Here is a 19852-nt window from a genome sequence, read left to right on the forward strand (position 1 = left end):
GCCAGGCGCCTCCGGCCCGTCCCCCGGCGCGCGATGACATGCCGATGACATCCCGGTGAAGCGGAGGTGGCCGTCAGCCCAATCTACTACATGTAGTAGGAGTGAGCTGACGGGCCGGCGGCCATCCCCTCACCGCACGCCGGCGCGGTGGATGGGCGTCCCGGTACCGGTCAGGGGAACTCCGCTGCCTCCCCGCCGTGTTGCGACGATCTCCGCCGCGATCGACAGCGCCGTCTCCTCAGGGGTGCGGCCCCCCAGGTCGAGGCCGATCGGCGATCGCAGACGGGCCAGCGCGGCCTCCGTCACACCCGCTTCGCGCAGGCGCCGGAGGCGGTCGACGTGGGTGCGCGGCGAACCCATCGCGCCCACGAACGCCACCGGCAGCCGCAGCGCGACCTCCAGCAGCGGAATGTCGAACCTGGCGTCGTGGGTGAGCACGCACAGCACGGTGCGGGCGTCGGTCGTGGTGGCCCGGAGGTAGCGGTGCGGCCAGTCCACGACCACGTCGTCGGCCTCGGGGAAGCGTGCCCGGGTGGTGAAGACGGGCCGTGCGTCGCACACGGTGACGTGGTACCCGAGGAACTTGCCCGCCCGCACCAGCGCCGCCGCGAAGTCGACGGCGCCGAAGACGATCATCCGGGGCGGCGGCACGCTCGCCTCGACCAGCACGGTGAGTCCGCCGGGGCAGTGCGAGCCGTCCTCCGACACCTCGACCGTGCCCGTGCGGCCCGCGTCGAGAGCGGCCTGCGCCTCGGCGGCGGTCGTACGGTCCAGTTCCGTGTGACCGCCGAGCGTGCCGTCGAACGAGCCGTCGGCATGCACCAGCAGACCCGCGCCCAGGTAGGGCGCCGGGCCGCGCACGACGCGGGCGAGGGCGACGGCCTCGCCCTTGGCCGCGAGGTCCACGGCCGTGCGCACCAAGGCCCTGAGCGGTGCGCCCACGGGCAACGGCGTGACGATGACGTCGAGGACGCCGCCGCAGGTCAGCCCGACGGCGAAGGCGTCCTCGTCGCTGTAGCCGAACCGCTCCACCACGCTGTCGCCGCTGAGCAGGGCCTGCTCGCACAGCTCGTAGACCGCTCCCTCCACACAGCCGCCGGACACCGATCCGATGACGGCGCCCTCCGCGTCGACGGCGAGGGAGGCGCCGGGCCCGCGAGGAGCGCTGCCGCCGACGGCCACGACGGTGGCGACGGCCAGCTCGCGCTCCTCCCCCAGCCAGTGGTTCAGATCCGGTACGAGATCAAGCACCGTGGCCCGCCGTGAGAACGCGGTCCGGGCGGATGGGCAGGCTGCGGTGACGTACACCGGTCGCGTGCCAGACGGCGTTGGCGACGGCGGCCGCGGCCCCGACGACGCCGATCTCGCCGATGCCCTTGATGCCGACGGGGTCCTCGGGGTCGGGATCGTCCACCCAGTCCGCCTCGATGTGCGGGATGTCGGCGTGCGTGGCCACGTGGTAGCCCGCGAGATCGGCGCCGACCGGACCGCCGAAGTGCCCGTCGCGCGCGGCCTCCTCGTGCAGGGCCATGGAGATGCCCCAGATCATGCCGCCGGTGAACTGGCCGCGCGCGGTCAGCGGGTTGACGATGCGCCCGGCGGCGAAGATGCCGAGCATGCGCCGCACGCGGACCTCGCCCGTGGCCGGGTCGACGGCCACCTCGGCGAACTGGGCGCCGAAGGAGTGGCGTTCCTTGCGGGCCAGCGCGGCGATGGCCTCGGTGGTGTCGGAGCGCACGGTGATGCCCTGCGCGGGGATCTCCATGCCCGGCACCAGCCGTTCACGCAGCTCGCTCGCGGCCGCGGTGACGGCCCAGGACCAGGAGCGGGTGCCCATGGAACCGCCGGCGATCATCGCCGGCCCGAAGGCGCTGTCGCCGATGTGCACCCGGACCCGTTCCGTCGGGACGTCGAGGGCGTCGGCCGCGACGAGCGTGAGTGCGGTACGGGCACCGGTGCCGATGTCCGCGGCGGCGATACGGACGGTGAAGCCGCCGTCGGCCTCGGCGGTGATCGTCGCGGTCGACGGTGCGGCGCCGGCTCCGAAGGAGGCCCCCGCGGTACCGGTGCCCAGCAGCCAGCGCCCGTCCCGGCGTACACCGGGCCGCGGATCACGTTCGGCCCAGCCGAAGCGGCGGGCGCCCTCTTCGAAGCAGGCCCGCAGGTTGCGGCCGGCGAACGGCAGGCCGGAGACCGGGCCCTTGTCCGGCTCGTTGCGCAGCCGCAGCTCGATGGGGTCGATGCCGCACCGCTCGGCGAGTTCGTCGAGCGCGGCCTCCAGGGCGAAGGACCCCGGCGCCTCGCCCGGGGCGCGCATCCAGGTGGGGCTGGGGACGTCGAGCCGTACCACCTTGTTCTCCGTGTGGTGGGCGTCCGCGTCGTACATCACGCGGGCGACGCCTGCGCTCGGTTCGACGAACTCGTACACGGTGGAGGTGCGGCTGAGGGAGCGGTGGTCCAGGGCGCGCAGCCGTCCGTCGGCGTCGGCGCCCAGGCGGACCCGTTGGACGGTGGGACTGCGGTGGCCGGCCAGCGTGAACATCTGACGGCGCGTCAGCACCACCCGTACCGGCCGCTGCAGGACGGTGGCCGCCATGACGGCCGCGACCTGGTGGGCGCGCACTCCCTTGCTGCCGAAGCCGCCGCCGACGTGTTCGGAGCGCACCCGCACGGACGCCGGGTCGAGGGCGAAGAGGTTCGCGAGCTCGCCGACGACCCAGGTGGCCCCCTGGTTGGAGTCGGTCAGCTCCAGGCGGCCGTCGTCCCAGCGGGCCGTGGCCGCGTGCGGTTCCATCGGGTGGTGGTGCTCTTCCGGCGTGGTGTACTCGGCGTCCAGTACGACCGCGGAGGCGGCGAGTTCGGCCTCCAGGTCCCCCTTGTCGGTGACGGCGGGCATGAAGCCGTCCACGGCGTAGGCCCGCGTGTCGCCGCCGGTGAACCCGACGTCATGAGGCTGCTGTTCGTAGTGGACGACGAGCGCCTCCGCGGCCTCGCGGGCCTGCTCGGAGGTCTCGGCGACGACCAGCGCCACCGGCCAGCCCGCGTGAGGCACTTCGTCGTTCTGGAAGACCGCGCAGGTCGGATCGGGTTTGGTGCCCAGCAGGCCGACGAAGTCGGTCTCCAGACGTGGGGCGTTGCCGTGGTGCAGGACGCCGAGCACGCCGGGCATCTCCAGAACGGGACCGGTGACGATCTCCTCGATACGCCCGCGCGCGACCGTGGACAGCACCAGCCAGCCGTGTGCGAGACGGGCGAAGGGGATCTCTCCCGCGTAGCGGGCCGCTCCGGTGACCTTGTCCCGGCCCTCCACACGGATGTGCTCCCGGCCGACGGCGCGGATCGCGGCGGGCGTCACGGTGTTGGCGGTCATCGGTTGGCCTCCTCGGCGAGTTCGCTCAGCACGGCGACCGTCAGATTCCGCATCAAGGTCACCTTGTACTCGTTGTGCGCCAGCGGCCGGGCCGCCGCCAGTTCCGCGTCCGCGGCGGCGGCGAAGGCGTCCGCGTCGGCGCGCGCGCCGGTGAGGACCCGTTCGGCCGCGCGCGCCCGCCAGGGACGGGAGGCGACCGCGCCGTACGCGAGGCGGACGTCGTGCACCACGCCGTCGCGGACGTCGAGCGCCGCCGCGACCGAGCCGATGGCGAAGGCGTAGGAGGCACGCTCGCGCACCTTGCGGTAGCGGGAGTGTGCGGCGAGCGGGGTCGCGGGCAGGCTGACGTGGGTGATCAACGCGCCGGGTGGCAGGGCGGTTTCGCGGTGCGGGGTCTCGCCGACGGGCAGATAGAACCATCCGATCGGCAGCGCGTCCGGCCCGTCGGCGGTCTCGAAGTGCACGACGCCGTCGAGGGCGGCCAGGGCGACGCCCATGTCCGAAGGATGGACGGCCACGCAGTGGTCGGAGGCGCCGAGGACGGCGGAGTTGTGGTGCTCGCCCCTGAGGGCGGCGCAACCACTGCCGGGGGCGCGCTTGTTGCACGGCTTGGACACGTCGGTGAAGTAGGCGCACCGCGTGCGCTGCAGGAGGTTGCCGCCGACGGTGGCCATGTTGCGCAGCTGTCCGGAGGCTCCCGCCAGCACCGCCTGCGCCAGCATCGGGTAGCGACGCCGCACTTCGGGGTGGGCGGCGAGGTCGCTGTTGGTGACGGTCGCGCCGATGCGCAGTCCGCCGTCCGGTTCGGCGTCGATGCGGTCCAGGGGCAGTTCACGTACGTCCACGAGCCGTGTGGGCCGCTCGACGCCGCTCTTCATCAGGTCGACCAGGTTGGTCCCGCCGGCCAGGAAACGGGCCTCCGGGTCGGCGTCGAGCAGCGCCACCGCGCCCGACACGTCGGCGGCCTTCTCATAGGCGAACTCCCTCATGCCGCCTGCTCCTTCGTGTTCGGCCCGGCGCCGGCCCGCGCTGCGGCGGGCGCTTCGGCGGCCTGGGCGACGGCTTCGACGATCGAGGCGTAGGCGGCGCAGCGGCACAGGTTGCCGCTCATGCGCTCACGGATCTCGTCGGCGGTGAGCGGCGGTGGCCCCGCTTCCGGCCGCACGTCGTCCGTCGCGGCGCTCGGCCACCCGGCGGCATGCTCCGCGAGCGCGCCGATCGCCGAGCAGATCTGTCCCGGCGTGCAGTAGCCGCACTGGTAGCCGTCCTGTTCGAGGAAGGCCTGCTGGACGGGGTGCAGCCGCTCGCCGTCCGCGACGCCTTCGATGGTGGTGATGTCGCGTCCCTCGGCGGCGACCGCGAACTGCAGGCAGGACACGGTCCGGCGGCCGTCGACCAGCACGGTGCAGGCACCGCACTGGCCCTGGTCGCAGCCCTTCTTGGTGCCGGTCAGATCGAGCCGCTCGCGCAGTGCGTCGAGGAGGGTGGTGCGGTGGTCGACGGGCAGTGTGAACTTCTCACCGTTGATGTGCAGGGTGATGACGCTGGACGTCGAAAAGGCCATGAGCCACTTCTTTCGCAATTCTTTCGCAGCGGAGCCGGGCACGGATCTTTGACGACGGAGTGGGTGGGGGGCGTGGCCCGCTCAGGGGCATGTGTGCGCCGTCGCATGACGGCGGACGCGGACTGCCGTACGGTCGCGAGCAGGACTATGGTGGCAGCAACCGGACAACTGTCCGTTACACAGCAACGTAGCGGACGGCTGTCCGCTTAGCAAGGACGGGTTTCGCTCGCGGGCCCGTGAGGAGTGACGAGTGCGGCACAACAACAACCCACCCCTGCGCTCGGACGCGCAGCGCAACCGTGAGCGCATTCTCGACGTCGCCCTGGCCGAGCTGACCCGATGCCCGGACGTCCCCCTCAGCGCGATCGCCAAGAAGGCCGGCGTCGGGCAGGGCACGTTCTACCGCAACTTCCCCAACCGCGAGGCCCTCGTCCTGGAGATCTACCGCCACGGGATGCAGCAGGTGGCCGACAACGCCACCCTGCTCCTCGAACAGCTGCCGCCGCAGCAGGCGTTGCGGACCTGGATGGACCGGCTGGCCGAGTTCGCCATGACCAAGGCGGGCCTGGCCGACGCGATCCGCCTCGCCACCAGCGCGCCGGGCGGCCCTGCCAAGCCGGCCCACACCCCCGTGACCGACGCGGCCGAACTCCTCCTTCGCGCCAACGAGGACGCGGGCACCATCCGCCCCGGGCTGACCCCCGACGACTTCATGCTCGCCATCGCCGGTCTGTGGCAGATGACCCCGGCCGACGACTGGCGGCCCCGCGCCACGCGCCTGCTCGACCTCGTCATGGACGGCTTGCGGGCCGGAGCTCCCCGCCCCTGAACCGCTCCCTCACGACGACCATGCCCGGCCGCCGGAGCACGCGAGATCGGGCGCAGGAGACGTGGTGGAGCGACCGGACCGGGTCGGGCGTACGGCGGCGCACGGAGCGGCGGCGGCCTTCGTGCCGTACCTGGTGATCAAGGTGTCGTGGGTGGTCGGTCCGCTGCCGGCACTGCCGGCGGTGGGGCGGGGCTTCGGCCGGGGCGGGTGGCCGGTGCTCACCACCCTCACGATCGACATGTCCGCGGCCGGAACACACTCTGGCTGCCGCTGGTGCGGCCGTGTGCCAAGCGGATTCCCGGCCGCAGGTGGGCTGCGTCGCCCGGGTCGGTGCGGGGTTCCTGGTGTCGATCCTGCCGCTCGCGGCCGTCAGCACGCCGTTCGGCTCCGGCAGGGGTGGTCCCGGAGCCTCGGGGAGCGCGAAGGGGGACGGCCTCAGGGGGCACTCAGGCGGACGGCCTCAGGGAGCACGCAAGGGGATACGGCGATGCCGGGCTGGGAGGCGGTGCCGCCCCGATGCGGCTCGGTGGGCGCCGGGACCGGGCCGGCCGTCGCGCTTGCCGCCTGCCTGTGGCAGCCCCGGACCCCGGCCCTGCGCCGACCACTGCGCCCCCGCGCCGCGCCGCACCGGGGGCGCCGTGGTCGGCCGCGAGCGGTGTCCTCACGGGCCTGCCCTGGCTCTCCTGGGCGGTCGGCGGCCCCTGGACACCGGCCGCAGCGACGACCGGCCGGCCGACCGGCATGTCCTGGCCGGGGTCGGCGTGTGCCGGGCTCTGCCCGCGTCGCCGCCGTCCCGGCCCTCGTCCGGTGCCGCTCGGCGCGGCTGCCGTATCCGCTCCTGCTCGCGGTGGCACGGTTCGGATCGGGGGCGATGGCCGCGTGGAGCGGCCGGAGGCCGCCGGTCACGGGGTACGTGGCGCCGGTGCGGCCGAGCGGCGACGGCCACCCGGAGACCGCCTCGTTCGCCATGGCGTCGCACGCCACCGCCGTGCCGACGGACGCGGGAATCACACGGGCGCCGACACGCGGCGGCCGTGGGCGTGCGGCTGGGCCCGGCGGTGTCAGGACCGCCGCCGGACCGCCGCCGGGCGGGCGGGCCGCCGCCCGTGAACCGGGCCGGTGGGAAAGGCTCGTTGCCGCCCTCCCCACCGGCTGACGATCGAGTGCCGGACGGGCCCGCGGACCGGGCGCGATCCAGGGGCGAACGGGCGGATCGACCGGGTGTCGCCGACAACAACGCGGGTAGTCACCCCCCAGGAACCATTGCACGGCACAACGCTGGCCAAGGAAGCCGCCGGGACTCTCGAAGGGGGTCGGCCGATGGCGACGACAGGCCGCTGGACCGCACATCTGTGGAGGTGGCGGAGGAATCCGCTGCGACGACGCATCGACGTCGTGGAGGCGTGGATCATTCTCGCGGCATGGCTGTGCGCCGTCGCGGGTGGTCTTGCGGCGGCCTGGGTGACGGGAAGCAGGGCCGACGCGGGATACGACCGGATGCGGGCCGCGCGCCATCCGGTCCAGGCCCTCGTCGTGAAGACCGCCGACTCCCAGGCCACCACCGGTCCGACGAGCAAGCGACGGGTACGGGCGACGGTGCGCTGGACGGGCGCCGACGGGCACGCCCACAGCGGCGTCACCCAGGTGAAGGCGGGACTCTCCCCGGGAGACGGGATCAGGGTGTGGGCGAACGCGCAGAACCAGCTCACGCCCGCGCCGCTGTCCCCCACCAACGCGATGTTCCAGTCCGCCATGGTCGGTCTCACGGCCGCGGGCGGAACAGGCGTGGTGGTACTGCTCGGCCTCCAGGGCCTGCAGGCGTACCTGGGCCGACGCCGGATGCACCTGTGGGCCGACGACTGGGAGCGGGCCGACCGGCGGTGGGGCGGGACCATCGTGTGAGCCCGGCGCACGAACCTGTGCCGCCGGCCCGGCACAGGATTAGGCTGTTGCAGTATGCAAGGGCCGACGTGGATGCCGCGGCCGTACCACCACGCCGGTCTCACCCCCGGCCGTCAAGGAGCTGCGCCCCGGTCCGTCGGCCGCGGCACCGACGGGTGAACCGCTGAACTTGTCGCAACTCCCGAGCGGCGTTATGACGGGATGAACCGCGCTTCGGTGTGGCGCACGTCCGCACATCGGGAGGATCACATGGCCGTAGAGATCCAGCCCCTGCTCAAACCCTCCAGGCTCAGGCGCCGCGGCGGGCTGTGGGGTGAGTGCCTGGCGGAGTTCCTCGGAACCTTCGTCCTGATCGCCTTTGGTTGCGGTGTGGTGGCGATGGCGGTCGCCGCCCTGCCGGGGTCGGGCCGTACGTCCGGGCCGACGACGTTCTTCATCAGCGCCGGGGACTGGCTCCTGATCACCTGGGGCTGGGCGATGGCGGTGGTCTTCGGCATATACGTGGCCGGCGGGGTCAGCGGCGCGCACATCAACCCCGCGGTGACGCTGGCGTTCGCCGTGCGCCGCAAGTTCCCCTGGGTCAAGGTCGTGCCCTACTGGATCTCCCAGCTGATCGGGGCGTTCACCGGGGCCGCGCTCGTCTACGCCGTCTACCACGACGCGATCAACACCTTCGACCACGCCATGAGGGGGCCCAAGACCAACGGGCACACGCTCGCCTCGTTCTCGATCTTCGGCACCTTCCCCGCGCCCTACTTCCACGGCGGCATCTGGGGACCGCTGATCGACCAGATCGTCGGCACCGCCTTCCTGGTACTGCTGGTCGTGGCCCTCATCGACCTGCGCAACACGGCGGTGAAGGCGAACCTCGGCCCGCTGCTGATCGGCTTCGTCGTGGCGGCGATCGGCATGTCCTTCGGCGCGAACGCCGGATACGCCATCAATCCCGCACGCGACTTCGGCCCGCGCCTGTTCACCTGGGCCGCAGGCTGGCAGGACCTAGCCATGCCGGGCACCCTGTCCGGCGCCTTCAGCAACTACTTCTGGATACCCATCGTCGGGCCTCTGATCGGCGGGGTGATCGGCGTGCTGGTCTACGACCTGTTCATCGGCGACGTCCTGCACATCCGCGCCCAGGAGGGAGAACTGCCGGAACCCGGCCGGACGAGGCCGGTCACCACGTCCGACGAGGAGTAGCCCCGCGACCGCCGGCGGTCACTCAGCTTCCCGGCCGCCGGCTCGCGAGCCGGTAGATCACGTACGTGAGCGCGAGGATGAAGTCGGCCGCCGCCCAGAACGCGACGATGAGGCCGACTCCGATCGTGGTCCCCACGTCGCCGACGTCTTCGCAGGTCTTCAGGGCGTCGCCGGTCATCCCGCGGCACGAGTCGGGCGTGCCGCTCCCGCTCGCGGCACCTGAGATCACCCAGATCAGGAAGAGGATCTGCACCCCGAGGAAGAACCACAGGAACACCCGGCGCCGCTTCCTGGGCGGTGGCGCCCCGGGACCCGTGTCCGGGGACTGGCGAAGTGCCGGGCCCTGAGGCGGCGCCGTCCAGGCGGGCGGCAGCGGAGGCGGCTCGTCCGCGTTCCTCGGTCCCCATGTCTGCCGGGGCGGCATCTTCTGATGACGATCGCGGTGGGCGTCCATGTCCACGCCTCCCCTGCTGCTCCTCACCCCATCGTGCGCCGCGACGCTCCGTGACGCGCGCCGGGGGGAGGGGCCCGTCCCCTCCCTTCATGAGGAAGCGCCGGGGCGGGCCCCATGCCGCGCATGAGCCGCCCGCGCGTCCGATCGAGAGGGACGGGGGCGCGAGAGTGGATCACGGCTTCACGTCGCGACCTCGACCCGGGCCGGGGGCATGGTGACCTCCTTGCCGCCCGAGCGCACTCTTGCCGCCCGAGCACTCCACAGGCCCAACGCCCTTGGTCGACGGCCGAGTTCAGACCGGCGGCCCACGGCCCGGCATGTCCGGTACGGCCTCGGCCCGTGATCACCGGCCGCACCCGGCGAGGGGCCGTACCGGCACACGGCGCGTCAAGTGGCCGCAGAATTAACGCTCGAATGCGGCGTGGCCCGGGCATAGGCTTCGCTCGGTACGGACAGGGCGGGGGCGGAGCGTATGAAGTCCGAGGAAGCACAGCGATGGACGTCGTCGCTCGATGCGGTGGTGGTGTACGCGCAGGGTGCGCTCTGCACCCGGGTGGCCCGGGGCACGGTGCCGGCGCACGGCAGGCTGCGCGTGACGGGACTGCCCCGCTCGATGGACCCGAACTCCTTGCGGGCCACGGTCGTCGGCGGCAGCGGTGCCCGTGTCACCGAGGTGCGGGTGGAGGTGGACGCCGAACCGACCGGCACCGAGGCGGCCGACGCCCTGCGCCGGGAGACGGAGCGGCTGCGTGACGCGTACGACGCGGCGCAGGGGCACCGTGACCGGCAACTGCGCAAGATCGCGGAAGTGGCCGAGCTGCGCCCGGTGCCACCGACGCGCAAGCGTGAGGACCCGCCCCGCCGCACGCCGGCCGACGCGTGGCTGGAGCTCGCTGATTTCACCGACGAGCGGCTGCGCGGCCTGCACGGCCGACTGGCCGAACTGGAAGAGGAGTTGAGCCGGGCCGAGCACGAGCTGTCCATGGCCACGGACCGCTGGGCCCGCGCCTCCACCGACGTGCAGCCGGGGCAGGTGGCGACCACGGTCGTCGCGGTGCTGACGCTGGACACGTCCGGTGCCACCGACAAAGCCGGTACCGCGGTGGAGGTGGAGCTCGAGTACGGGGTACCGGGCGCCGTCTGGGTCCCGGCCTACCGCCTCACGCACCGTCAGGGCGACGACGACGGCACGCTGGTTCTGCGTGCCTCGGTGGCCCAGCGCACGGGCGAGGACTGGAGCGGGGTGCGCATCGCCCTCGCCACCGCGGACCTGCGGCGCCGGACCGACCTGCCGAGGCTGCGCTCGATCCGTGTGGGACGCCGGCAGTCCGCCCCCACGCCGTCCGGCTGGCGGGAGCCGCCTGCCGGGCTCGCCGACCTGTTCTCCGGATACGACGCCGCGGGCCGCCGGCCTGCCGCGGGTGGCGCTGCCCCGGCCGTGGCCGGAGCAGTGGGGGGTGCGGCCCTGCCGCCCCCGCCCCCGGCGGGGTACGGCACGGCGCCCGCCGCGCCCGCGGGGCCGGCCGGATTCGCCGGCCTGGCGGAGGAGTTCGACACCGCCATGCCCGACGTGCCGCCGCCGACGCGGTCGGGACGGCCGGCGAGAGGCGGGTCTCCGGCCGCCGCCCGGCGCACCGCCCGTCTCGAGGCCATGGCCCCCATGGTCCCCGCGGCTCCGGGCCGGGCCGCCCCGCCCCCCGCGCCACCGGTCGAGACGGGTCCGCCGCGGCCGAGCGGCACGGAGCTGGACTACGCCTCGCTCGTGCTGTCCGGCGCCGACGAGCCCGAGGACCGCAGGGGCAGGCTGTTTCCGCACGCGCCCTACGACCCGGTCGCCGTCGAGTACCGCCGCCGCGCGGAGGCGGTGTCCGCGCTGCCGTTGCCCGGGCACGCCGTGCGGCCCCGCGAGTCGGCCGGTTCCTTCGACCACCGCTTCGACGCCGTCGCCCGCGCCGACGTCCCGTCCGACGGCACCTGGCACACGGTCACCGTCACCGAGATCCCGGTCGGGCTGCGCACCGCATACCTGTGCGTGCCGTCGGTGGAGCAGACCGTCTACGCCACCCTCGTCCTCTCCAACGCCACCGACCAGGCCCTCCTCGCCGGGCCGGTGGAGGTCACCGTCGACGACGACTTCCTGCTGACTGCCGCGCTGCCCACGCTTGCCCCCGGCGGTGTGCGCCGGATGGGGCTGGGACCGGCGGAGAGCATCAAGGTCACCCGGCGCACGAACCTTCGCGAGTCGACGGCCGGACTGCGCAACAACACCACCGTGCTGGCCCACCAGGTTCATGTGGAACTGGCCAACCGGCTCGCCACGGCGGTCACCGTCGAGGTCCGCGAACAGGTGCCGGTCACCGGCGATCCGGACGTCCGGATCGAGGAACGGGCCGACTGGACCACACCCGAGCTGGACGACGGACCCGACCGCCATGCCCCGGGCACCCGCGTCTGGCGTGTGGACCTGCCCGCCGGCGGCAGCGCCGCCCTCGACGGCGGCTACGAGATCCGCGTCCCGGCCGCCAAGGCCCTGGTCGGCGGCAACCGCAGGAGCTGACACCATGGCCACGCACGCCCAGCCCGTCCCTCTGCCCGTCACGGCCGTCACCTGTCTGGAGGACCGCGCCCACATCGAGCGGACCGCCGCGCTCGATCTGGTCGCCGGTGTCCAGCGGCTGCGTCTCGGCCCGGTCAGCGCGCTCGCGGTCGACCGCACCCTCCACGCCGAGCTCTCGGGCGAGCAGCGGGCGACCGTTCTCGACGTCCGCGTCGTCCGCACCTGGACACCGCGCGGACCGCAGCCCTCGGACGACGACTCGACCCTGCGTCTGGAGATACGCGCCCTCGAAGCGGAACAGCTCTCCCTCGGCCACCGCCGCGACCGGCTGCGCGCCCGTATCGACCTGCTCGGCCGGCTCACCGCTGATCTGCTGCGCGACATCGCCGAAGGCACCGGCAACGGCGAGACGGACCAGCCCCGTTGGACCCGCGAGCTGGACCGGATCGACTCCGAACGTGACACCTACGGCGAGCAACTCCGTTCTGCCGAGGCGCGGTTGACGGCTCTGTCCGCCGAACTCACGGAAGCCCGGCACGCCGTCGAGCTGTCCGAGGAGCAGCCCGCCGAACTGGTCGGCCACGTCGAGCTGACCGTGCGGGCCGCGGAGGCCGGTCCGGTCCGGCTGCGCCTGAGCCACCTCACCTCGTGCGCGCTGTGGCGTCCCGCCTACCGGGCCGTCCTCGACCGGGACTCGCTGACGCTGGAGACCGACGCCATGGTCTGGCAGCGCACCGGCGAGGACTGGTCGGACGTACGCCTCACCTTGTCGACGGCCCGTTCGGCGCTGACCACCGACCCGCCGCGGCTGACCGAGGACCGTCTCACCCTCAGGGACCGCTCCGCCGCCGAGCGCCGCACGGTCGACGTGGAGGTGCGGGAGGAGGAGATCGCGGAGCTCGGACCGGCCCCGGTGCTCGGCCTGCCCGGAGTGGACGACGGTGGCGAGGCGCGCGTGCTGCACTCCCCCGCGCCCGTCTCGGTCGCCACGGACGGCCGCGCCCACCGCGTGCCGCTCACCTCCGTCAGCACCGCGGCACGCAGCGAGTACTCCTCCTCCCCCGAGCTGTCGCCGCTGGTCACCCAGGTGGTGCGGTTCGACAACACGTCCGGCCACGCGCTGCTCGCCGGGCCCGTGGACCTCGTCCGCGGCAGCGGATTCACCGGCCGCGGCACGCTGGCCTTCACCGCTCCGGGCGCCCCGGTCGAGCTCGCCTTCGGCAGCCACGACGACTACCGGGTCACCCGGCACACCGAAGAGTCCCGCGACACCGCGACGCTGACGCAGCGCACCCTGATCACCCGCACGGTCCGCCTTCACCTCTCCCGCTTCTCCGCCCCCGGCGAACGCGGCGACCAGGCCGTCGCCCTGCACGAGCGCCTTCCGGTCTCCGAGGTCTCGGCGGTGGAGGTACGTCTGCGCAAGGAAGCCTGCGCACCGGAGCCCGACACGATCGACGCGGACGGCATCGCCCGCTGGACCCTGCTCCTGCCACCCGGCGGACAGCGCACGGTCACCCTGGTCTACGAGATCTCGGCGAGCGGCAAGGTCACCGGAATCTGACCAGAGCAGGGTCGCCCGCACGGGCGGCGGACCTCCGTCCCGGTCTCGGGGGGTGTGCACGGGACGGAGGCCCTCATCGCCACTTCCGGAGGAACCGTCCCGGTGGATGCAGTACCGCCCCTTCCGAGGGAACCGCCCCGGTGAATGCCGTCGCTGGTGTGATTTAAGGCCCGTTCAGGCGGTCGTGGAGGCCTGGCGGGCTGTCTTGCGGGTGTCGTCGGCGGGCGGTGGTGTGCAGTAGGCCCACATGAAGGTGACCGTGTCGCAGGGCGAGCACTGCGGAGGGACTGTGGGACGAACGGGGCGCCAGGTGGGACGCATGGCGGATGTGCGGGGACGGCGCGGTACGCGCCTGTCGGCGGTGCTGGCGCTGATGCTGGTCTCGCTGTCGGGCTGCGGAATGCTGCCCAAGCCCTACCGGCCCCCTGGCGGCCTGTACGGCTCCACGGGCGGCCGCACCTTCTACGTCAGCCCGCAGGGGGACGACAGCTCCGACGGACTGCGCCCCGACTCCGCCTGGCGCACCCTGCGCCAGGCGGACCAGGTCCGCTACCGCCCCGGCGACAGACTGCTGTTGCAGGGTGGGGAGACGTTCAAGGGCTCGCTGAGACTGGGCAAGGGCGAGGCCGGCCGGCCCCGGCAGCCGGTGATCGTGGGCTCCTACGGGCGGGGGCGGGCCGTCGTCGTGCCGTCCAAGGGGCCGGCCATCGAGGTGGTGGACACCGCGGGCGTGGAGGTGCGCGACCTGATCGTGCGCAGTGGGTCCGCCAAGGCCCGCAAGGAAGGGGGCATCGGCTTCTACAGCGACCTGAAGACGTCCGCGCGGCTGGCGCACATCGTGGTGTCGGGCGTGGACGTGTCCGGCTTCCGGCACGGTGTCCAGGTGGGTGGCAGGCGCTGGGGGTTTCGTGATGTGCGCATCACACACAGCGACCTGCACGGCAACACGGACGCGGGACTGATCACCTACCGGCTGGCGCCGGTGAGGGCCGGCTCCGCGGAGGGTTTCGCGCACGCGGACGTCGTGGTGGACGCGGTGGAGGCGCACGGCAACACGGGCAATCCGGCCAGCGACGACCGCAACACGGGCAGCGGCATCGTCCTGGGGTCGGTGGACGGGGGCGGCATCCGCAACTCCTCGGCGCACGACAACGGTGCCCGCTCCTCGGCCGTCGCCAAGGAGGGGCCGGAGGGCATGTGGGCCCACGACAGCCGCCACCTCGTCATCGAGCACAACGCGTCGTACCGCAACCACTCCAACAGCGAGGCCGACGGCGACGGCTTCGGGCTCGACCTCGGCACGAGCGACTCGGTGCTGCAGTACAACCTGTCGTACGACAACGACGGCGCGGGCTACCTGCTCTACTCCGCCGACACCGGGCGCCCGTCGCACGGCAACGTGGTGCGGTTCAACGTGAGCACCCGCGACGCCCGCAGACTCGCGCCGTACGGGGGCTTCTACGTCGGCGGCTACGTGCACGACGCGCGGTTCGTGCACAACACGGTGGTGGCGGCCCGGAACGGATCCCTGCACACCCCCGCCGTCATGATCACTCCGGGGCCGCGCTCGGTGACGTTGTGGAACAACCAGTTCGTCACGGACGGAGCGCCCCTCGTGGTCGCCGCCGGCCCGCTGACAGGGGTGGAGTTCCAGGGCAATCGCTACTACGCACCGGGCGCCGAACGTGCCGTGGAATGGCAGGGATCGTTCTACTCCTCACCCGGTGACTGGTGGACGGCCACGGGCCAGGAGACCGTCGGCGACGAGGTGGTCGGGGCCGACGCCAACCCGTGCTTCACCGCCGGTCTGCCGGTCCGCTCGCTCGCGGCGGCCAAGGGACTGGCTCCCGGGTGTGACGCCGCACGGGGGCCCGCCGTGGATCTGCGGTCCCGGTTCGGGGTCGACCCGGGACCCGTCGACGTGCTGGGCCACCCGCTCGGCCGGCGGCCCGTGGCCGGTGCCGTTCAGCCTCAGGACGATGCCGGAGCGGCGGACGCGGGATGACCTACCGCGCCCAGCCTGCCCAGGGCCGCGTACTGCCAGCCGGCCCGCGTCCAGACCTCGGGGTCGAGGCTGTTGCGGGCGTCGAGCAGACGCGGCCGGCACACCAGCGGGGTGAGGGCGTCCGGGTCGAGGGCACGGTACTCGGCCCAGTCCGTCAGGTGCAGGACCACGTCGGCGCCCTCGCACGCCTTGTCGACACGTGAGGCGTAGTCCAGCTGCGGCCACGCGGCACGGGCGTTGTCCAGGGCCTGCGGATCGTGGATGCGGACCAGTGCCCCCTCGCGGTGCAGCTGGGCGGCCACCGCGAGGGCCGGTGAGTCCCGGATGTCGTCGCTGTCGGGCTTGAACGCCGCGCCGAGGACGGCGATGCGCCGGCCGGTCAGGCTGCCGCCCGCCAGCCGTGCGGCGAGCTGCACCGTGCGGTGGCGCTGGCGGAGGTTGATCTCGTCGATCTCGGAGAGGAAGGCGACGGCCGAGCCGACCCCGAGTTCGCCGGCCCGGGCGCGGAAGGCCCGGATGTCCTTGGGCAGGCAGCCACCGCCGAAGCCCAGTCCGGCGTTGAGGAAGGGCCGGCCGATGCGGCTGTCGTATCCGATGGCGTGGGCGAGGACGGTGACGTCGGCGCCCGCCGCGTCGCAGACCTCGGCCATCGCGTTGATGAAGGAGATCTTGGTGGCGAGGAAGGAGTTGGCCGCCATCTTCACCAGTTCCGCGGTGGCGGTGTCGGTGGCCACGCAGGGGATGCCGGAGCGGATCAGCGGGGCGTAGACCTCGCTCAGGGTCTTCTCGGCCTCGGCGGAGGCCGTGCCGAAGACCAGGCGGTCGGGCTGCAGCGTGTCGGCGACGGCGTGGCCCTCGCGGAGGAATTCCGGGTTCCAGGCCAGGTGGGCCGTCGCCCCGACCGCTCGCAGCCGGGCGGCGAGCCGTTCGGCGGTGCCCACGGGCACGGTCGACTTGCCGACGACGAGTGCGCCGGGGCGCAGGTGCGGCGCCAGGCCGTCGACGACCGCGTCGACCTGCCGCAGGTCGGCGCCGGGCCCGTCGGGGCTCTGCGGTGTGCCGACGCACAGGAAGTGCAGGTCGGCGAAGCGGGCCGCCTGCTCCAGGGAGGTGGTGAAACGCAGCCGGCCCGACGCGATGCCGCGGGTGAGGAGTTCCTGCAGACCGGGCTCGAAGAAGGGCGTTCGGCCGGCGGCGAGTGCCGCGGTCTTGGCCTCGTCGTTGTCGACGCCCAGGACCTCGTGCCCGATCTCGGCCATGCAGGCGGCGTGGACAGCACCGAGATAGCCGGTACCGATGACGGTCAGTTTCATGCGTTGCTCCGGGAGATGGCATGGGGACGCGGTGACGCGGGAGCGCCGTCGCTTTCGGATGCGGTGACGGCGGCGCCGGGCAGGGGCTGGGCTCGGTAGCCGTGGGGGTTGTTCAGCTGGAAGCGCCAGGAGTCCTCGCACATGCGTGCCAGATCTCGCGTGGGGCGCCAGTTCCAGACGGCGGCGGCGGCACGGCCGTCGGCGACCAGTTCCGGGACGTCGCCGGGGCGCCGGGGGCCGATGCGGTACGGGACGGGGCGGCCGGATGCCCGGTGGTAGGCGTCGATCAGCTGCAGGACCGAAGTGCCCTGCCCGCTGCCGAGGTTGAGCAGGTGCATGCCGGGTGGCGTGGGGTGCTCCAGGGCGATGCGGTGGCCTTCGGCCACGTCCATGACGTGGATGTAGTCGCGCACGCCCGTCCTGTCGGGCGTGGGCCAGTCGTCGCCGAAGACGGTGACGTGTTCCCGCTGGCCCGCCGCGACCTGGGCGATGTACGGCATGACGTTGTCCGGCACGCCGAAGGGGTCCTCGCCGAGGATTCCGGAGGGATGGGCACCGACGGGGTTGAAGTAGCGCAGTGCGTGCACGGTGAACTCGGGGCGGTGGGCGCACACGTCGGCGAGGATCTGTTCGCACATCCGCTTCGAGCGGGCGTACGGATTGACCGGGGCCACCGGGTCGTCCTCGGTCAGGGGCATGCGCTCGGCCACGCCGTAGACGGAGCAGGAGGAGGAGAACACCAGGCGGTGCACGCCGTGCCGGCCCATCGTCTCCAGCAGTGCGGTGGTGCCGCCGACGTTGGTGTCGTAGTACTCCACGGGCATCCGGACCGACTCCCCCACCGCCTTGCGGCCGGCGAAGTGGACCACAGCGTCCACGGGATGGGCGGCGAAGACACCGGACAGCGCGTCGCGGTCGCGTACGTCGAGGACGTAGGAGGCGCTCAAGGAGCGTCCGGCCACCGTCTCGACGCGGTGAAGCGCCTCGGGGACGCTGTTCTGGTGGTTGTCCACGACGATCACGTCGTGACCGTGCGAGAGCAGCTCCACGCAGGTGTGGCTGCCGATGAATCCGGCACCGCCGGTCACCAGGATCGTGCGCGGCTGGGACATGGAGGGACCTCCGCTGGGCATCGGGAAGCGGGAATCGGGGTGGGGTCGGAAAGCGCGCGCCGTGCGGCCCCCGCAGGGCGGCCTGACGGCGGCACGCAGCCGCGTCGCTCAGGCGAGCATCCCGGCCACGTACGCGGGGAAGATCAGCACCGCGAGGACCAGGGGTGCCGCGGTCAGCGCGGTCAGGGCGAGCGGGGCCCGGACCGTGGCCAGCGCCCGCCGCCGGCCACCGCGCGTGGCGCCGGCGCTCTCCACGGCGTGCAGCAGGCAGATCCAGCAGGCCACCACGGTGTAGGTGGCGGCGCCCAGCAGGCACAGGAAGACGTAGCCGAAGGCGGGACCGTTGAGTTCGCCGAACAGGCCCGCGCTGCCGAGGCCGGCGGCGATGACGACGTACGGCGCGACGAGCCGCAGGGGCAGGGGGGCGAGGGTCTCTCGCGCCTTGGGGGTGACTTTGAAGGTCAGGCTGCGCGGCCGGAGCGTGATCCGGACGGCCGCGAGGGTTCCCCAGGCGACGAACGGCCAGCGGGCCAGGGCGAAGAGCCAGCTCTCCCAGCTGAGCAGGGGGACCTTGCGGGGACGGAGCAGTCCGCGGCGGCGCAGGACCCAGGTCATCGCCACCAGCCACACGGACATCGACCAGTAGTGGAGGAGGAAGGAAAGGTAGTTCACCCGGACCCATGGCACCCCGGTCACGGCGGCGACGGGAGCCAGGACGAGGGCTGCCACCGTCGACAGCCCGAGCAGCGGGTAGTAGCTGAGGGCGAAGCCGAAGCGCAGCCGCAGACTCCAGGGCAGCCGGCGCACATGGCGGAGGAAGAGATCCAGCATCAGCACCACCAGGCTGCGCGACCACTGGAACTCCTGGGTGATCATCGCGGTGAAGGTGGCGGGGCCGTCACCGTGCGCCTGCGCGTCGATGGCGAACGCGCCGTGCCAGCCCGCCGAGTTGAGCAGGAAGGTGGTGGAGAAGTCCTCGGCGAGCTCCGGGCCGAGCCCACCGATCTCTCGCAGCGCGGCCGTGCGGACCGCGTAGTGGGAACCGATGCAGTACGGGGCCAGTCCGTCGTTGTGGCCCAGTTGGAAGGGGCCGTGGAAGACCCCCTCGCGGTGCAGTCTGCCGCGCGCCGCCCACGACGTCGCCGCGTTGGCGTCGCAGACACTGGGGGCGGCGACGTAGCCGATGGCCGGGTCGGAGAACGGCCGCAGCATTTCCGCCAGGTAGGTCGGCTCGGGCACATGGTCGCAGTCGAGCTGGACGACCACCTCGTAGTCGTTGTAACCGTGGCGGTCGTAGAACCAGGCCAGGTTGCCTTCCTTGCAGCGGGTACGACGCGGCCAGCTCGCGCGGTGGTAGCCCTCGACGCCGCGCCGGCTGGAGATGCGTACGCCGTGGTCGCGGCACCATGCCTCGACCTGCGGGGTCGGGTCCTCGTCGCACAGCCACACGTCGTAGGGGTGGGGGAAGCGCTGGGCGAGCATGGCGGCCAGCGTCCTGCGCGCCACCGGCCACGGCTCGGACGGCGCCTTGGTCACCACGAACGCCACGGACAGCGAGGGCACGGGAAGGTCGGGGTTGACGCGCCGCAGCCGCACGACCGCGATGACGAAGGCGAGCGGCAGCAGGGTCAGGTAGCACAGCAGCCCGCTGTTCACGGCCAGCGCCGTGAACGAGGTGCGGTGCTCCGGCCGGAGCCACCACTGCCAGAAGACCAGGGTGCACAGGGCCCAGCCCGCCACGAGGACCGCGACCAGGCGTCGGTCCGCGGGCCTCAGTGCGGGCCGGAAGGTGTCCGGGCCGATGTGGCGCACGGGGCGGCGGCCGGTGAACCGAGGGCCGTTCGGGGTGACCCGGTTCAGTGTGCCGCCGGACAGTGTCCGCAGTTCTCGGGTGAGTTGCTGACGCTCCGAGGCCTCACACGCGGCGAGGCCGGCGATGGTGCGGGGTCGGGGCGAGGATGCGCGGGGTGTCATACCGGTTCTCC

General features: G+C 73.0%; 14 protein-coding genes. 6 read left to right on the forward strand and 8 right to left on the reverse strand.

Annotated elements, in window-relative coordinates:
• Nucleotides 1-129: 129 nt before the first annotated feature.
• From ACIRPX_RS33545 to ACIRPX_RS33560, 4 genes are read right to left on the reverse strand one after another with little or no spacing between them, the layout of a single operon-like run.
• Nucleotides 130-1251, reverse strand: a complete 1122-nt coding sequence (locus ACIRPX_RS33545) for an XdhC family protein (protein WP_404202325.1) — start codon at nt 1249-1251, stop codon at nt 130-132.
• Nucleotides 1244-3370 (reverse strand): xanthine dehydrogenase family protein molybdopterin-binding subunit, encoded by a 2127-nt coding sequence (locus ACIRPX_RS33550; protein WP_404202327.1) that lies wholly within the window; start codon nt 3368-3370, stop codon nt 1244-1246. The genes ACIRPX_RS33545 and ACIRPX_RS33550 overlap by 8 nt, the downstream gene beginning before the upstream one ends.
• Nucleotides 3367-4359, reverse strand: a complete 993-nt coding sequence (locus ACIRPX_RS33555) for an FAD binding domain-containing protein (RefSeq protein ID WP_404202329.1) — start codon at nt 4357-4359, stop codon at nt 3367-3369. The genes ACIRPX_RS33550 and ACIRPX_RS33555 overlap by 4 nt, the downstream gene beginning before the upstream one ends.
• Nucleotides 4356-4934: a (2Fe-2S)-binding protein gene (locus tag ACIRPX_RS33560; RefSeq protein WP_404202330.1), complete on the reverse strand. Its 579-nt coding sequence runs from the start codon at nt 4932-4934 to the stop codon at nt 4356-4358. Before ACIRPX_RS33560 ends, ACIRPX_RS33555 begins: the two co-directional genes overlap by 4 nt.
• Before the next feature lie 250 nt (nt 4935-5184).
• On the opposite strand from ACIRPX_RS33560, the gene ACIRPX_RS33565 reads away from it, so the two are divergent.
• The 3 genes from ACIRPX_RS33565 to ACIRPX_RS33575 all read left to right on the forward strand — a co-directional run bounded on the left by ACIRPX_RS33565 (nt 5185) and on the right by ACIRPX_RS33575 (nt 8862).
• Nucleotides 5185-5763 carry a TetR/AcrR family transcriptional regulator gene (locus ACIRPX_RS33565; RefSeq protein WP_404202332.1) on the forward strand — a complete coding sequence of 193 codons (579 nt, stop codon included), beginning with the start codon at nt 5185-5187 and terminating at the stop codon, nt 5761-5763.
• Between the two features lie 1320 nt (nt 5764-7083).
• Nucleotides 7084-7665: a hypothetical protein gene (locus ACIRPX_RS33570; RefSeq protein WP_404202334.1), complete on the forward strand. Its 582-nt coding sequence runs from the start codon at nt 7084-7086 to the stop codon at nt 7663-7665.
• 249 nt (nt 7666-7914) lie between these two features.
• Nucleotides 7915-8862, forward strand: a complete 948-nt coding sequence (locus ACIRPX_RS33575) for an MIP/aquaporin family protein (protein WP_404202336.1) — start codon at nt 7915-7917, stop codon at nt 8860-8862.
• A gap of 22 nt (nt 8863-8884) precedes the next feature.
• Here ACIRPX_RS33575 and ACIRPX_RS33580 read toward each other — a convergent pair whose 3' ends face one another.
• The gene (locus tag ACIRPX_RS33580) at nt 8885-9316 is read right to left on the reverse strand and encodes a hypothetical protein (RefSeq protein ID WP_404202338.1); all 432 of its coding nucleotides are present in this window, start codon (nt 9314-9316) and stop codon (nt 8885-8887) included.
• 472 nt (nt 9317-9788) lie between these two features.
• On the opposite strand from ACIRPX_RS33580, the gene ACIRPX_RS33585 reads away from it, so the two are divergent.
• The 3 genes from ACIRPX_RS33585 (at nt 9789) to ACIRPX_RS33595 (ending at nt 15442) form a co-directional block, all read left to right on the forward strand.
• Nucleotides 9789-11873 carry a DUF4139 domain-containing protein gene (locus tag ACIRPX_RS33585; RefSeq protein WP_404202340.1) on the forward strand — a complete coding sequence of 695 codons (2085 nt, stop codon included), beginning with the start codon at nt 9789-9791 and terminating at the stop codon, nt 11871-11873.
• A gap of 4 nt (nt 11874-11877) precedes the next feature.
• A complete protein-coding gene (locus ACIRPX_RS33590; protein WP_404202342.1) occupies nt 11878-13437 on the forward strand; it encodes a mucoidy inhibitor MuiA family protein in 1560 nt (519 codons plus the stop codon).
• Between the two features lie 319 nt (nt 13438-13756).
• Nucleotides 13757-15442, forward strand: a complete 1686-nt coding sequence (locus tag ACIRPX_RS33595; protein WP_404202344.1) for a right-handed parallel beta-helix repeat-containing protein — start codon at nt 13757-13759, stop codon at nt 15440-15442.
• Here the strand turns inward: ACIRPX_RS33595 and ACIRPX_RS33600 are convergent.
• From ACIRPX_RS33600 to ACIRPX_RS33610, 3 genes are all read right to left on the reverse strand, one after another.
• Nucleotides 15409-16755 (reverse strand): UDP-glucose dehydrogenase family protein, encoded by a 1347-nt coding sequence (locus ACIRPX_RS33600; protein WP_404202346.1) that lies wholly within the window; start codon nt 16753-16755, stop codon nt 15409-15411. The genes ACIRPX_RS33595 and ACIRPX_RS33600 overlap by 34 nt on opposite strands.
• A complete protein-coding gene (gene galE, locus ACIRPX_RS33605) occupies nt 16752-17867 on the reverse strand; it encodes a UDP-glucose 4-epimerase GalE (protein ID WP_404202347.1) in 1116 nt (371 codons plus the stop codon). The genes ACIRPX_RS33600 and galE overlap by 4 nt, the downstream gene beginning before the upstream one ends.
• A 108-nt stretch (nt 17868-17975) precedes the next feature.
• Nucleotides 17976-19841, reverse strand: a complete 1866-nt coding sequence (locus tag ACIRPX_RS33610; RefSeq protein ID WP_404202349.1) for a glycosyltransferase family 2 protein — start codon at nt 19839-19841, stop codon at nt 17976-17978.
• Between the last annotated feature and the right edge of the window lie 11 nt (nt 19842-19852).

The sequence above is a fragment of the Streptomyces sp. NPDC101225 genome, from assembly GCF_044767585.1.
In the GTDB taxonomy this organism is placed as follows: Bacteria; Actinomycetota; Actinomycetes; order Streptomycetales; family Streptomycetaceae; genus Streptomyces.

Excerpts from the sequence above, each read along its gene's own strand:
- ACIRPX_RS33580 (WP_404202338.1), bottom strand. The coding sequence starts at position 9,316 with ATGGACGCCCACCGCGATCGTCATCAGAAGATGCCGCCCCGGCAGACA.
- ACIRPX_RS33610 (WP_404202349.1), bottom strand. The coding sequence starts at position 19,841 with ATGACACCCCGCGCATCCTCGCCCCGACCCCGCACCATCGCCGGCCTC.
- ACIRPX_RS33570 (WP_404202334.1), top strand. The coding sequence starts at position 7,084 with ATGGCGACGACAGGCCGCTGGACCGCACATCTGTGGAGGTGGCGGAGG.
- ACIRPX_RS33600 (WP_404202346.1), bottom strand. The coding sequence starts at position 16,755 with ATGAAACTGACCGTCATCGGTACCGGCTATCTCGGTGCTGTCCACGCC.
- ACIRPX_RS33555 (WP_404202329.1), bottom strand. The coding sequence starts at position 4,359 with ATGAGGGAGTTCGCCTATGAGAAGGCCGCCGACGTGTCGGGCGCGGTG.
- ACIRPX_RS33585 (WP_404202340.1), top strand. The coding sequence starts at position 9,789 with ATGAAGTCCGAGGAAGCACAGCGATGGACGTCGTCGCTCGATGCGGTG.
- ACIRPX_RS33550 (WP_404202327.1), bottom strand. The coding sequence starts at position 3,370 with ATGACCGCCAACACCGTGACGCCCGCCGCGATCCGCGCCGTCGGCCGG.
- galE (WP_404202347.1), bottom strand. The coding sequence starts at position 17,867 with ATGTCCCAGCCGCGCACGATCCTGGTGACCGGCGGTGCCGGATTCATC.
- ACIRPX_RS33575 (WP_404202336.1), top strand. The coding sequence starts at position 7,915 with ATGGCCGTAGAGATCCAGCCCCTGCTCAAACCCTCCAGGCTCAGGCGC.
- ACIRPX_RS33595 (WP_404202344.1), top strand. The coding sequence starts at position 13,757 with ATGGCGGATGTGCGGGGACGGCGCGGTACGCGCCTGTCGGCGGTGCTG.
- ACIRPX_RS33560 (WP_404202330.1), bottom strand. The coding sequence starts at position 4,934 with ATGGCCTTTTCGACGTCCAGCGTCATCACCCTGCACATCAACGGTGAG.
- ACIRPX_RS33590 (WP_404202342.1), top strand. The coding sequence starts at position 11,878 with ATGGCCACGCACGCCCAGCCCGTCCCTCTGCCCGTCACGGCCGTCACC.